The 13,818-nt window shown below is 74.6% G+C and carries 7 protein-coding genes; 1 reads left to right on the top strand and 6 read right to left on the bottom strand.

From position 1 onward, the window contains the following. Nucleotides 1-61: 61 nt before the first annotated feature. The 6 genes from K7862_RS36250 to K7862_RS36225 all read right to left on the bottom strand — a co-directional run bounded on the left by K7862_RS36250 (nt 62) and on the right by K7862_RS36225 (nt 11,362). Nucleotides 62-1,624 carry a hypothetical protein gene (locus K7862_RS36250; protein ID WP_222969884.1) on the bottom strand — a complete coding sequence of 521 codons (1,563 nt, stop codon included), beginning with the start codon at nt 1,622-1,624 and terminating at the stop codon, nt 62-64. Continuing rightward, nucleotides 1,612-3,393: an arabinofuranosyltransferase AftB family protein gene (locus K7862_RS36245; protein ID WP_222969882.1), complete on the bottom strand. Its 1,782-nt coding sequence runs from the start codon at nt 3,391-3,393 to the stop codon at nt 1,612-1,614. Before K7862_RS36245 ends, K7862_RS36250 begins: the two co-directional genes overlap by 13 nt. A gap of 324 nt (nt 3,394-3,717) precedes the next feature. Beyond that, a complete protein-coding gene (locus K7862_RS36240) occupies nt 3,718-4,644 on the bottom strand; it encodes a carbohydrate ABC transporter permease (protein WP_222969880.1) in 927 nt (308 codons plus the stop codon). Further along, entirely contained in the window at nt 4,641-6,026 is a 1,386-nt protein-coding gene (locus K7862_RS36235; protein ID WP_222969878.1) for a carbohydrate ABC transporter permease, read from the bottom strand. The genes K7862_RS36240 and K7862_RS36235 overlap by 4 nt, the downstream gene beginning before the upstream one ends. A gap of 6 nt (nt 6,027-6,032) precedes the next feature. Further along, nucleotides 6,033-7,463 (bottom strand): ABC transporter substrate-binding protein, encoded by a 1,431-nt coding sequence (locus K7862_RS36230; protein ID WP_222969876.1) that lies wholly within the window; start codon nt 7,461-7,463, stop codon nt 6,033-6,035. 326 nt (nt 7,464-7,789) lie between these two features. Then, nucleotides 7,790-11,362, bottom strand: coding sequence for an FtsK/SpoIIIE domain-containing protein (locus K7862_RS36225; RefSeq protein WP_222969874.1), 3,573 nt, complete (start codon nt 11,360-11,362; stop codon nt 7,790-7,792). 646 nt (nt 11,363-12,008) lie between these two features. Here K7862_RS36225 and K7862_RS36220 point away from each other — a divergent pair. Beyond that, a complete protein-coding gene (locus K7862_RS36220; RefSeq protein ID WP_222969872.1) occupies nt 12,009-13,622 on the top strand; it encodes a serine/threonine-protein kinase in 1,614 nt (537 codons plus the stop codon). The last annotated feature ends 196 nt before the right edge of the window (nt 13,623-13,818 follow it).

Below are 13,818 nucleotides of genomic sequence, written 5' to 3'. Positions count from 1 at the left end.
CCGGCGGCGGCCCCCCGCGGCGAAACCGGACCCCTTGCCCGAGGCCAGTCATGAGAGAGCGTCAGGGAAGGTGGATGAGGGTTTCCCGGGTGGAGGGGTGGTGGGCGATGACGGTGCCGGGGTAACGGACGTGCTCGCCGGGGGAGAGGAGCAGCCACTGGACGCCGTAGCGGTGGACCACGGCGCGGCGGGTGGCCGCCGAGGTGCGCGGTGCGAAGAACGAGCTCACCGCGACGGAACGGCGGTTGCGGTCTGCCACCGTGGTCGAGGGGTCCGGCCACGCGGGCCACACGGTGTAGACCCCGTACGCGGGCAGGACGTGCGAGGGCTGGTAGCCGTTCGTGAGGAGGACGTCCCCGGCGTGGACGCGATCCGCCACCCACCGGTAGTCGTTCCAGGGCTCGGGCCGGCTGATCGGCAGCGGCAGCACACTGCTCGGCACCACCGCCCCCACCTGGGCGGTGAACGCCACGCACAGCGCCCCCGCGCTCAACGGCACCAGGACCTTCCGCAGCCGGGTCCACGGCGGGATCTCCGCCAGCTCGACCGCGAGCGCGAACTGCAGCGGCACGAGGAGCAGGGCGAACACCCGCCCGTAGGTGTAGTGCGCGCTGAACCAGCCGTACGCGGCGATCACGCAGTCCGCGCCGAACATCAGCACCAGCGGGTCGCGCCACCGCCGCCGCGCCCGCCAGGCCAGGGCGGGCAGCCCGACGAGCGCGAGGACGTACCAGGGCAGCAACTGCTCGTAGAGCCTGCGGTGCACCGCGTCCACGGTGGTGTCCCCGGCCAGCGCGAACACGTCGAAGTACGGCCACGCGGCGGCCACCGTGAGGGCGACGGTCAGGGTGACGGTCCACGCGGCGGCGGTCCGGCGGGTCCAGGTCCGCTCGCGTCCGGCGATCGTCGCGGCGACCCCGGTGGCCGCCGCGAGCGCGGTGATCGGATGGATGAGCAGCAGTATCCCGCCGAGTGCGCCCAGCCCGGCGTGCGCCCACCAGCCACCGCCGCGCCGCACGACCCGGTCGGTCCATGCCCACAGCAGGAACGTCAGGCCCACGGCGAACGTGCTCGGGTACGGCGCGACCTGGGTCAGCGACGCCAGCCCGCAGAAGCCGCTCCACAGCTCCGGCTGCCAGCCCCACAGCAGGGTGAACGCGGCCAGCGCGTACACCGGGGCGAGCGGGCGGCGGCTGAGGGTCCGCGCGTAGACGCCGACGCCGGCGGCCAGCACGGCGAGGTTCAGCAGCGCGCTCCAGCGCAGCGCCAGCCAGGCCGCGGTGCCGGTGGCCCTGGCGGCCAGGCCCAGCGCCACCGCGTAGGGCGAGAAGTAGGGGCTGCCCCGGCCGGGTTCCTTGATGACGGGGTTCGCCGGGTGCCGCCAGTTCTCGCTGACGCGGGCGACCGCCGCGGCGTTCTGCCCGAAGTCCCCGGTCAGCGGGGTGTGGAACACCACGATCGCCATGATCAGCCAGAACACGGCGGCGCACACCAGGTACGGCGCCTGCCGCCGCAGGACCGCGCCGGCCCGCAGCAGCAGCGGGCGGGTGGCGACCGGGTCCGGGCCGAACGCGTCGGGGACGGCGCCCGGGGGACGGTGCGGCCCGGTCTTCAGCCGCGACACAGGGCACGCTCCGCCCGCAACGGGTCGGCGGGGAAGCGGAAGCCCGTCCGGGACCAGGCGCCGGTGAGGTTGCGCCAGAACCGGCCGGGGGTCAGCGGCGCGCGCACCGATGACTGCAGTTCGGCGAGCCGGCCGCAGCTCAGCGCGTGTCTGGCCGCGCTGACGCGGGCGGGGTCCAGGCCCGCGGGCAGCGGGACGCCGGGATCGGTCCAGTCGGCGACGATCCAGGCCGGGTCGAGTGCCTGCTCCTGGGCGGATCGCCCTGCCGGACCGGTCGCGGCCCGCGTCCGGTGCGCGGCGAGGGGATAGGCGACGCCACGCGGGTCGACGGCGGTGGCGTCCAGCGGGGTGACGATGCCGTTGTAGCCGAGCAGGCCGTAGCTCCCGGCGAGCCGGGTGCGGAAGCGGGCGGCGAGCGGCAGCGAGACGAAGCGGCCGCCGCCGTCCGGGATCTGCAGGAGCAGGACGGGCTTCCGCCCGTTCTCCGCGGCGAGTTCGGCGGGCAGCAGGGGGCTGACCTGCTCGGCGTGGGAGAACTCGGTGACGGGGTGCGGCCCGGCGGCGGAGGCGGCGTACGCCCGCTGCTCGTCGAGGATCGGATAGGGGGCGCCGGTCGCGGCGGGAGGCCGCCACAGCAGGGCGCACAGCACCGACCACACCGCCACGGCGGCCGCCGCCGAGCCGGTCAGGCGGCCGAGCGGCACCGCGCACAGCGGCAGCATCAGCAGGAAGAGGCCCGGCAGCAGCATGCGGCCGTGCATGGTGTCGCCGCCGACCCGGGACACGTTCAGCCACAGCAGCAGTCCGGCGAGGGGAGGGGCGAGCAGTTCGGGGCGCAGCACCCGGCGCGGGGCCTGGACGGCGACCACGGCCAGCAGGGCCACCGGCAGCCAGAGCCGGTAGGGCTCGGTGAAGTCGGTGACATAGGCCAGGCCGCGGGCCCACATCGGACGGCCCGTCTCCTCGGTGAGCGTGGGCAGCGGGACGAGCACCCCGTAGTAGCCTGCGCGGAAGACCTCGTACGCGGCGGGCAGCACGACGGCGGTGGCGAGCAGTCCGGCGGCGCGCATCGGGCGCGGGCGGAGCAGGACGAACAGGGCCACCAGGAACACGGCGGTGACCAGGACGAGTTCGGGCTGCACCAGCGGGCCGAGCCCGATCAGGCAGGCGGCGGCGTACGGGCTGTGCCGGGTGGCGGCAGCGGGGTGGGGGTGGCGCCGGCTACGCATGTCGCGGGCGGCGACCAGGTACCACCAGGTGAGGGCGATCCAACCGATGGCCAGCCCGTTCTCCAGGCCCGACGTGGCGTAGTCCCAGTCGGGCTTCACCGCCAGCAGCACCAGCATGCCCACCGGCAGCAGGGGGGCCGAGGAGAGCGGGCGCACCGCCTTGCGGGCGGCGGCGACGGCGAGGACGTATCCGATCCCGGTGAGCAGCACACCCAGCGTGACGGCGACGACGGAGGGGTCCTTGGCCGTGACGTCGGAGCAGGCGGTGAGCAGCCACTGCCAGAGGGTCCCGCTGGAGGCCTCGGCGCGTTCCCCCGCGTTGAACACCGGGCCCTGACCGGCCAGGATCTCGCGGGCGGTGCGGGCGTAGACCATGCCGTCGTCGCCGACCCAGCGCTGCCGCCAGCCCAGCACGGTCACGACCACCGCGGGGGTGCCGACGATCAGGGCCTCGCGCAGCCGGTGCGACAGCGGGACGCTGCCCGCCCTTCCGCGGAGCCAGGGTTGTCGTGTGCCCGGGACCAGATCGTGCGATGTCATGACAACTCCCGATTCCTGCCGTTCCGGAATCAGGTTGCCAAACGGTCATCGCATGATCAGAGTCGCCACGCGGACGGCGGCGTGGGCGTAGGCCACCTGGCAGACGGCTTCCGCGTCCCGCCGCGCGTCCCGCCGCGCGTCCTGCCGCGCCGAGGCACCCGCGAGCACGGCAGCAGAAAGCGGGGGCGCCGGCTGCCGCGGCGCCCCCGCCGTCCTGCCCGGGCGGCTCGCACCGCCCTGCTCCCGACCGGCTTCGCCGGCCGACCTGCTCCCGACCGGCTTCGCCGGCCGACCCGCTCCCGACCGGCTTCGCCGGCCGGGCCGCTACTTCACCGCGCCGGCCATCACACCGGACACGAACTGCCGCTGGAAGGCGAAGAACACCGCCAGCGGGATCACCATCGACACGAACGCGCCGGGCGCGAGGATGTCGATGTTGTTGCCGAACTGCCGGACCTGCTGCTGCAGGGCCACGGTGATCGGCTGCGAGTCGCTGTTGGTGAAGATCAGTGCGACCAGCATGTCGTTCCACACCCACAGGAACTGGAAGATCCCCAGCGAGGCGATGGCCGGACCGCCCAGCGGCATGACCACCCGCACGAACAGCCGCAGCTCGCCCGCGCCGTCCAGCCGCGCCGCCTCCAGCAGTTCCCGCGGGATCTCCGCGAAGAAGTTGCGCAGCAGGAAGATCGCGAACGGCAGGCCGAACGCGGTGTGGAAGAGCACCACGCCGATGATGTCGCCGAAGATGCCGAGCTCGCCGAAGAGCTTGGCGACCGGCACCAGCGCCACCTGCACCGGCACCACGAGCAGCGCCACCACCGCCATGAACCACCAGTCCCGGCCGGGGAAGTCCATCCAGGCGAAGGCGTAGCCGGCCAGCGAGCCGACCACCACGACCAGCAGCGTGGCCGGCACGGTGATCAGCACGGTGTTCCACAGCGAGTCGGTGATCGCGCTGTTGCTCAGCAGCGTGTGGTAGTTGGAGAACGTCAGCTGCGACGGTGTGGTGAACACCTTCCACCAGCCGCTCGCCGTGATGTCGGTCGGCGAGCGAAGGCTGGACAGCAGCAGTCCCACGGTCGGCAGCAGCCAGAACAGCGCCACCAGCAGCAGGACCACCCGCAGCACGCCGCCCCCGGTGCGGGCGGCGAGGCGGGCCGCCAGGCCCGGCCCCCGCCGGCTCGTGTCGGCCGCCGCGGCGGGACCGGTGGCGGTGACCGCACCGCCGGTTGTCGCGTCGGCGCTCATCGCCGTCCCTCCCTGCGCAGCCGGCGGATGTTGACGATCATGACCGGCAGGACCAGCAGCAGCAGGATCACGCCGATCGCGCTGCCGACGCCCTGGTCGTTGCCGCCGCCGAACGACGACAGGTAGAGCTGCAGCGCCAGCACGTTGGCGTTCGACTGGGTCTGTCCCGGCGCGATGATGTAGACGAGGTCGAAGATCTTGAGCACGTTGATCATCAGCGTGACCATGACCACGACCAGGACCGGAGCCAGCAGCGGCACGGTGATCCGCCGGAACACCTGCCACTCGTTGGCGCCGTCCACGCGCGCCTGTTCGAGCAGTTCCCGCGGCACCCCGGCCAGGCCGGCCGCGATGAGCACCATCGCGAAGCCCGCCCACATCCAGACGTAGCTGGCGATGATCGACGGGGTCACCAGGCTCGGGCCGAGCCAGTTGATGCCGTTGTACTTCTCGGCGAAGTTGGACGCGGGCAGCCGCAGCTGGGCGCCGGCGGCGGAGGAGGGCAGGGTATAGGTGCCGTCCTTGCCGGACTTGGCCGACGCCACCACCTTCCCGTTTTTGACCGCCTGCACCTTGACCCCGGACAGCGCCTTCTCACCCGGGTCGATGACGCCGGGCTTGCCGGTGCCGCCGGGCCGGAAGTCCAGCCACACGGTGCCGGTCACCGCGTCGGGCTTCGGCGCCGCCGGCTTCGCCTGCTGGGCGCCGGCGGGCAGCTTGTTCTGCGGGATGCCCACCAGCGGCAGGTTCGCCGAAGTGCCCACGCTCGCCGTCGACTTCGAGGTGTACGAGCCGCCGGCCGTCGGCGCCAGATCGCTGTTCGGCCGGGGACGCGCCCCCGGATAGGCCGCGTTGCTGGTGAAGGTGTCGTGCACCGCGACCACCACCGCGTTCGCCACACCGCGGGACGGGTCCTGGTCGTACACCAGGCGGAAGATGATGCCCGCGGCCAGCATGGAGATCGCCATCGGCATGAAGACGACCAGCTTGAACGCCGTTCCCCAGCGCACCCGTTCGGTGAGCACCGCGAAGACCAGGCCGAGCGCGGTCGCCACGGTCGGCGCCACCACCACCCAGATCGCGTTGTTGCGCACCGCGGTGAGGATGCCGTGGTCGCTGAAGACCGTGCCGAAGTTCTTCAGCCCGACGAACCCGCTGCCGCCCGCGTCGTACAGGCTGCGGTGGATCGTGTAGACGATCGGATAGGCCACCAGCGCGCCCAGCAGGACCAGCGCGGGCAGCAGGAACAGGGCCGCCAGCCACGGCGGTGTGCCCATGATGCTGCGGCGGGGGCCGCCGCCGGGTCCCTTCACAGGACCCGGCGTGACCGGGGCGGCGCCCACGGCGCCGCCCCCCGCCCCCGGCAGGGAGGCGTCAGCCATCCGTCCTCAGCTCCCGTAGGCCTTGGCGGCGTCCGCTTCCAGCTTGGCCTGGGCGCCGGCCACGTCCGACGGCTTGGCCAGGAAGTCCTGCAGGTCCTTCCACTCGCCCTCGCCCTTCGTGCCGCCGAAGGCCGCCGGCGCCTGGTCCGACATGTCGAACCGGAAGTCGTCGCCGGCCGCGATCAACGCCTTCGCGATGTTGCGCTGCACGTCGTCCGGGTACGCGGAGAGGTCCATCGACTTGTTCGGCGACAGGTAACCACCGCCGCCCGCCCAGATCTTGGCCGCGTCCGTGGACCCGATGAAGGTCAGCAGCGCCTGCGCGCCCTTGGAGTCCTTCATCGCGACCGCGACGTCACCGCCGCTGACCACCGGCGGCTTGCCGGTGCCGACCGCGGGGAACGGGAAGACCTTGGCGTCCGTGCCCACCTTCGCCTTGGTGTTGCCCGAGATGAACGCGGAGACGAAGTCGCCCTCGTAGACCATCGCGGCCGGCGAGCTGCCGGTGAACACCTGGGTGACCGACTTGGGGAAGTCGGCGGCCAGCGCGCCGCGCGCACCGCCGTCGACCAGGTCCTTGTTGCCGAAGAGCTGGGCCAGCGTCGTCAGGGCCGTCTTCACCGTGGGGTCGGTCCACTTGATGGTGTGTGCGGCGAGCTTGTCGTACATGTCCGGCCCGGCCTGCGACAGGTAGATGTTCTCGAACCAGTCGGTGAGGGTCCAGCCGTCCGCGCCGCCGATCGACACCGGCGGTGTGCCCGACTCGAAGATGGTCTCGGCGGTCTTCAGGAAGTCCGCCCAGGTCTTCGGCTCGGACGCGCCCGCGTTGCCGAACGCGGCGGCGTTGTACCAGATCAGCGACTTGTTGGAGACCTTGGCGTAGATCCCGTACTGCTTGCCCTTCCAGGCGCCGAGCTTCTGCCAGCCCGGCGAGAAGTTCGCGGTGAGCTGCGCCTGGGCCTCCGGGCCCAGCGGCTTGATCCAGCCCTTGTCGGCGAACTGGTGCAGCACGCCGTTCTGGGCGAGGAACGCCACGTCCGGCGGGGCGCCGCCCTCGACCTTGGTGCCGAGGAAGGTGGACTGGCTGTCGCCGGTGGGCACATAGGAGGTCTTGGCGCCGGTGCGCTTGTCGAACTCCTTGAGCACCTTCATGAAGTTGGCCTGCTCGGGGCCGGTCCACACGGCGGCCACTTCAAGCTTCTGCCCGTGCAGATCCGGCAGTTGGAGCGAGGAGCCGTTGCCCTTCGAGGCGGACGGCGAACTCGAGTTCTGCCCGCTCTTCTTGCCGTCGTCGCTGCTGCTTCCGCACGCGGCGGCGGTCAGCGCGAGCGCGGATGCCGCGACCGCGGCGAGCGCTATGCGCGTAGTGCGGCGCACGACGCGGTGCGCCGGGTTCGTCTCAAGACTTCTGTCCTTGCTCGTGTTTAACGAAAGCATTTGGCCATCCCCTCAGTCCCGTGGCGTCTGTCCTACGCCCGGGTGAACGGGGCTCGCAAGGGCGCATACAGCAAGTTGCCAGCGATCGTGACCATGCCGTGATCTTGGCTCAAACCCGCTTGTACAGGGGAAATCTGCCCCCGGAGCAGGGACGCCACAGAAAGCCCTGACGACATGTGGGACATCGCCAGGACGCTGACGTGGAAGACGTGGAAACGCGCCACAGGAAGACCACGGGATGACCATGGGAAGCTCACAGGAAGCCCACGGGACAGACCGCGGTCAAGGAGCCCGGGCCGGACCCGGCGGCCGACCCCGGGCAGGCCCTAGCGGCGGGCCTCCTCCTGAGGGGACTCGGCGGCCCGCTGCAGCGCGCTGGCCAGCAGGGCGAGGTCCGTCGGGCCGTTGCCCAGCTCCCGCACCTGGCGCCGCGCCGGCGGATCGCCCATCCGCTCCCACTCCAGCGGGACGACGGTCGGCCGCAGCGTCGCCGTGCGCGGGATGCGGGCGCTGACCCGCGCGCCCTGGAAGAGCGTCACCGCGCCTCCGGGCCGCCGCAGATAGCCGCGGCCGGGCAGCGCGTCGTCCAGACCCGCCGGGTCCTCGACGGTCACCAGCAGCGCGGCCGACTCCGGGTCGGGCATCCGCAGGGCGATGCGCAGCCGCGCCCGCTCGTCCGCGTCCGTGCCCGCCGTGCGCTCGGGGCGGCCGGTGGCCGCCACCAGGTGGACGCCCAGCCGCTCGCCCTCCCGGGCCACCGCCTCCAGCGCGCGGACGACGCTGCCCGCCGCTGGCCGGCCCGGGCTGCCGAGGCCGGGGGCGACCAGGGCGTCGAAGTCGTCGACCAGCACCACCAGGCGCGGCAGCGCAGGCGGTTCGGCCGGATCCGCCGGCCGCGGTTGGTCCCCGGCCGGGGCCGTTGCGGCCCCGATACCGGCGCCACCCGACCGACCCGCGCCATCGGCCGGCACGCCGCCGCCCGTCGCGTCCCCGCTGACCGTCGTGTCCCTGCCGTCCGTCGCGTTCTCCGCGCCCGGGACGTCACGGCGGCCCTGGCGCGGCACGCCGGCCGCGACCACCCGCCGGTTGTGCCAGGCCGCGAACTCCCGCCCGTCCAGCAGCTCCGCACGCCGCTTGAGCTCCGCGGTCAGCCCCTGGGCGAACTCCCGCATCCGCACCGGATCGGAGGCGACCAGGTGGCTCGACACGTGCGGCAGGTCGACGCACGACGCCAGACCCTCGCCGCGCTCGGCGCCCGCGCCGTCCACCAGCACCAGCGCCAGCCGCTCCGGGCGCTCGCCCGCGGCCAGCGCCGCCGCCAGCGCGCGCAGCAGTTCCGTCTTGCCCGCGCCCGGCCCCCCGCCGACCATCGCGTGCGGGCCCTCGGCGACCAGGTCGACCTCGACCCGCCCGGAGGCGCCCGTGCCGAGCACCGCCCGGGCGGCGGCCGTCGGCGCGCCGGAGTCCGCCCAGCGGGCCGCGATCTTCGCGGGCGTGGCCAGCGCGAGGTCCAGCTCGTCGAGCAGCCGGACCGTGTCGGGCAGCGCGTAACGGGAGCGCGGGGCGGTCTCGTCCGCCTCCCGCAGGGGCGCCAGCGCCCGGGCGAAGTGCTCGGCCCAGTCCGCGGACACCGCGTCCAGCACGATCTCGTCCGGCAGGGTGCTGTCGTCGCCGGGCAGCGGGTGCCCGGCGCGTTCGATGTGCAGGGTGGTGGCCACGTCGCCCGACAGCCGGGCGACCACGCCGTTCCCGATCACCGGCTGCTCGCCGGCCTCGGCCAGGCACAGGACGTGCACGCCCGCCGACGGCCCGGCCACCGCGATCCGCGCGACCGCGTCCTGCAGGGTCGCCGACCCCGGGTCGCCGTCGACCACCAGCACCGTGAACGGCCCCTCGTACGCGGTCGTCGCGGCGGACACCGCCTCCTGCGGGGCGACGGCCCAGGACGCGCCCAGCGGGCCCGCTTCCAGGCGGCGCACCAGCTCGGCTATCCGGGCCTGGGCCTGGTCGCGGTCGAAGGCGAGCAGCAGCCGGCAGTCCTGGCCGTGGCCGGGGCGCAGATGCGGCACCCAGTTCAGCCAGGACCACTCCTCGCCGCGCTGGTCGGCGCCGCGGGAGCGGTCCGCGCTCAGCAGCACGACCTCCAGCGCCGCGGGGGAGTGCAGGGCGCACAACTGGGCGAGCACCGCGCGGCACAGTCCGGACAGCCGGGGGCGCGGCCCGGCCAGGGTCAGCGCGGCGGTGTGCGGCGAGCGCAGGTCCACGGTGAAGGGCACGGCGGGCAGGCGGCGGGTGCCGTCCTCCGAGGGGAGGTCGGCCGTGCCCAGCCGCACGGTCAGGGCGTCCGGGTGGGCGGGGTCGCGCTCCCACAGACGCCGTCCGGGGCCCAGCGCGGTCAGCAGGACGGTCGCCGGGTCGGGCCACCGCTCCCGCAGCGCCTCGGCCTCGCCGGTGTCCGCGGCCTCCGCCCCGGTGCGGCCGGGGGCGAGCCGCCGCCGGGCCCACGCGCTTATCGCGCCCACGGCGCCGCCGCCCCGGGACCGGCCCTCGTCGGGCCCGTGCGTGCCGCGGGAGCGCTCGCCGGTGGCCCGCCGCCGGGCACTGCTCTCCGCGCCGGCGGCGTGAGCTCCGGGGTGAGCCGGTGCCTCGGCGTCCGCCCAGGGCGCGCGGCCGGCGTGCGTCAGGCCGTCGGGGTGCGGTGCTGCCGCACCCGGGGAGACGCCGGGAGCCTGGCGGGGGATCGGCGGGGCGGTGGGGCCGTCCGAGCCGGAGCCGGAACCTGGGCCGGGGCCGTCGGTGGGCCGGCCGCCGGCCGGCGCGTGTTCGTCGGGGAAGCCGGCGCCACGCTGACCGGCGCCGCTGGGGCCGCGCTGTCCGGGAACGGGTGCCGACGGCGACGGCGACGGTGTGTGCGCACCGGGCATCGGCGGCGCGCCCGCGTCACCCGCCGCGCGTCCGGGCGACGCCACCCCGCCCGCCGGGTCTGCCTGCGCGTAGAGGCCGAACCGCGTCTCGCCGTGCGGGTGCGGGTGTGCCCCGGGAGCGCCGCCCTGGTCGGAGACGGGGTCGCCGGCGGCGTCCGGCCGGTCGTGGCCGGTGGCGGACGCCCGGCCGCCGTGGCTGCCGCCCCCATGACTGCAGGGTCCGTGGCCGGTGGCTCCGCGACCGCCGCCCTCGCGGCCCGGCTGGCGGCTCCAGGGGAGCCCGACACGCAGATGGCCGTCGCCGTCCGGGTGAGGGGCCAGGACGGGCCCGGCGGCCGAGTGGGCCGGGTCCAGCCGCAGCGTCGACTCACCGATCTGGAGCAGTGCGCCCTGCGGGAACGGCTGCGGGCGCTGTCCGAGGGGCTGCCCGGCGAGCGTGCTGCCGTTGGTCGAGCCGAGGTCGGCGACCGTGACCTGCCCGTCCGCCCCGACGGCGACCTCGCAGTGCATCCGTGAGACGTCCGGGTCGTCGAGCGGCACGTCGGCGTCGGCCGAGCGGCCGATGCGGGCCTGACCGCCCTGCAGCAGATGGACCCCGCCCGCGTCCGGGCCGCCCACCACCTGCAGCCGGGCCAGCTCCGAGGGCGGGCTGCCGTACTGCCCGAACCTGCCGTACTGGCCGTGGTCGCCCTGCTGCTCGGCCGGGGCGTGCAACGACAGCAGCGCGCCGTCGACCAGCGGGGGCGCGCCGAGGACGGCGCTCGGCGACAGGCGCTGGGTGCCGGCGTAGAGCGCGACGGAGGAACTGGCGGACCGCCCGCCCTGCTGAGCGGAGCCGGCCGCCGAGGCCAGCGCCCCCGCGACCGTGCCCAGGACGGTGCCCTCCGGTGCGGTGATGAGCACGTCGCACCGGCCTGCGGGGGAGAACCTCGTCCGGCCGCTGCGCGGCCCGAGGACGGTCAGCCGGATCTGCATCTCGTCCGCGGTCCCTTCTCCCCGGGCCCGGGCAGGCGTCCGAGGGTCCCTCCCCGGCCGCGCGCGGGCGTGTCGTACAAGCGTTCACCCTTACACGCACAACTCAAGCACGAGCGGCCGGGCCCGCGTTGGCCCGTCCGGCCGTACGGATGCATCCTCCCACCCGTCGCCGACACCATGCGGCCGGTCCCGCCTTCCGCGATCTTGCCGGGCGCTTTCCTCGCGGGTTCGGCCGTTCCTGACCGCTTCGGTGCGGGAGACGATCGCGTGCTGCTCCGCAGGTGGCCGGACCGCGGCGGGTTCCGGCGGCCCGGTGACCGGAACCGGCCGACTGCGGGCGCGGCCCGCGGGCAGACGGGAGAGGTGCGTCACCCCGGGCGGTGCGGCACTCCGGCGGGGCGCCCGCCGGCGCCCATGCGGGTCCACCTGCGTTCACCCGTACGGGCAGGGGCCCCGGCGTGGGCGTGACGGGCGGGCAACCATCGGCCCCCGGCCGGCGTCCTACCTGGGAATCGGGCGGCCGAATCGGCGGCGGCACTACGCTTGGCCGGAATCGGGCGAGAATCGAATGGTGCCCGCGGCGGAAATCCGGTCCGGCCGGGCACGCGATCACGACCAATCGAAGTCAGGCAAGGGAGCACACGACGTGCGGCCGGTAGGCAGCAAGTACCTCCTGGAGGAGCCGCTGGGGCGCGGCGCCACAGGCACCGTGTGGCGTGGCCAGGTGCGGGAGGAACACGAGGGGGGCGGCGGCGCCGTCGCCGTCAAGGTGCTCAAGGAAGAGCTCGCGAGCGACCCCGACGTGGTGATGCGCTTCCTGCGCGAACGCTCCGTGCTGCTCCGGCTGCGCCACCCGCACATCGTCCGGGTCCGCGACCTGGTCGTCGAGGGCGACCTGCTCGCCCTGGTGATGGACCTCATCGACGGTCCCGACCTGCACCGCTACCTCCGGGAGAACGGCCCCTTCACCCCGGTCGCCGCCTCGCTGCTCACCGCCGCGATCGCCGACGCGCTGGCCGCCAGCCACGCCGACGGCGTCGTGCACCGCGACCTGAAGCCCGCGAACGTGCTGCTCGCCACCACGACCGGCGAGGACGGCGCGGAGAGCATGCACCCGATGCTCACCGACTTCGGCATCGCCCGGCTGGCCGACTCCCCGGGGGTGACGCGCACCCACGAGTTCGTCGGCACCCCCGCCTACGTGGCGCCGGAGTCCGCCCAGGGCAAGCCGCAGACCTCGGCGGTCGACATCTACGGCGCCGGCATCCTGCTCTTCGAGCTGCTCACCGGCTCGCCGCCGTTCCGCGGCGACAGCGCCATCGAGGTGCTGCACGCCCACCTCAACGACCAGCCGCGCCGCCCCGGCAACATCCCCGAGCCGCTGTGGACGGTCATCGAGCGCTGCCTGCGCAAGGACCCCGCCCAGCGGCCCAGCGCGGAGAACCTCGCCCGGGCGCTGCGGGTCGTCGCCGCGGGCGTCGGCGTGCACGCCACCCCGTCGCAGGCCGAGGCGGCTCTCGGCGTGGCCGCGCTGCTCGGCCCGGACGCCGACCCGACGCCCGTGCCCGGCACCCCGCCGCAGTCCCCGGACGCGGACCCGACTCAGGTGCTGCCGTCCGGCGGCGCGCCGTCGTACGACCCCAACGCGGTCACCTCCGTGATGCCGAACGAGCGGACGCGCGTCATGCCGCCGATGCCGCCCGGGTCCGGCGGCACGCCGCAGCAGACGCCGCAGGCGCAGGGGCCGCACCCCTGGGAGTCCCAGCTCAGCGCGGCCCGGCACCGCAACGAGCAGACCGAGGTGGGGTACCTCGCGCCCGAGCAGGACCCGCTGCGCCGCCGCCCGCGCCGCCAGCCGGCCCCGCCGCAGCAGCCCCAGCACCAGGGGCACCCGCAGCGCCAGGCGCAGCCGCCGCAGTACCGGCAGGGGTACGGCTATCCGCAGCAGCAGGGGTACGCGCCGCAGCCCCAGCGCTACGAGCGGCCGGCCGCCCCGACGCCGCCCGCGCCCGCGCCGGCACGGCGGGAGCCGCGACGCAGCGCCAACCCGGTGAAGATCCCCGGGCTCGGCTGCCTCAAGGGGTGCCTGACGGTGATCCTGGTGCTCATCGTGGTCTTCGTCGTGGTCTGGTACACCACGCCGCTGCCGGACTGGGTCAACAGCACGAGGAATCTGTGGGACGCGACGTCGGGGTGGGCGCACACCGTGTGGGACAAGGTGTCGGCGATCACCGGTGATTCGGGCGGCGGCAAGGGTTAGTCCGGCTTCCGCCGGCCCGCCTCCCCTCCTCTCCGTACGTCCCGCCCCGCCGGGCAGCGGTTCGCCCTGTTCGGGCGAAGGGCAACCATCAGGGGCGCGGGGAGCTGCGCGACCAGCCACGACGGCGTCGCACTCCGTCTGCCGGCCCAAAGGGGCTGTTCGGTCCGCTCCGGGCCACCGGCGGGTGGCCGGTTGC

Source organism: Actinacidiphila acidipaludis (assembly GCF_019890725.1).
GTDB classification, from domain to species: domain Bacteria; phylum Actinomycetota; class Actinomycetes; order Streptomycetales; family Streptomycetaceae; genus Actinacidiphila; species Actinacidiphila acidipaludis.
Note: the sequence above shows the minus strand (reverse complement) of the source record. Positions and strands in the feature narration are given on the sequence as shown.

Excerpts from the sequence above, each read along its gene's own strand:
- K7862_RS36240 (WP_222969880.1), bottom strand. The coding sequence starts at position 4,644 with ATGAGCGCCGACGCGACAACCGGCGGTGCGGTCACCGCCACCGGTCCC.
- K7862_RS36225 (WP_222969874.1), bottom strand. The coding sequence starts at position 11,362 with ATGCAGATCCGGCTGACCGTCCTCGGGCCGCGCAGCGGCCGGACGAGG.
- K7862_RS36235 (WP_222969878.1), bottom strand. The coding sequence starts at position 6,026 with ATGGCTGACGCCTCCCTGCCGGGGGCGGGGGGCGGCGCCGTGGGCGCC.
- K7862_RS36245 (WP_222969882.1), bottom strand. The coding sequence starts at position 3,393 with ATGACATCGCACGATCTGGTCCCGGGCACACGACAACCCTGGCTCCGC.
- K7862_RS36230 (WP_222969876.1), bottom strand. The coding sequence starts at position 7,463 with ATGCTTTCGTTAAACACGAGCAAGGACAGAAGTCTTGAGACGAACCCG.